The 201-nt window shown below is 52.7% G+C and carries 1 rRNA gene; it reads left to right on the forward strand.

The window, feature by feature from the left end:
- Nucleotides 1-201 (forward strand): 16S ribosomal RNA (locus KI210_RS08875); the annotation flags it as partial.

Consider the following 201-nt stretch of genomic DNA (forward strand, 5'->3'; position numbering starts at 1 on the left):
CGTGCCAGCAGCCGCGGTAATACGTAGGTGGCAAGCGTTGTCCGGATTTATTGGGCGTAAAGCGAGCGCAGGCGGAAGAATAAGTCTGATGTGAAAGCCCCCGGCTTAACCGGGGAAGGTCATCGGAAACTGTTTTTCTTGAGTGCAGAAGAGGAGAGTGGAACTCCATGTGTAGCGGTGGAATGCGTAGATATATGGAAG

Origin of the sequence: Lactobacillus corticis, assembly GCF_018327645.1 — a bacterium.
Taxonomy (GTDB): domain Bacteria; phylum Bacillota; class Bacilli; order Lactobacillales; family Lactobacillaceae; genus Lactobacillus; species Lactobacillus corticis.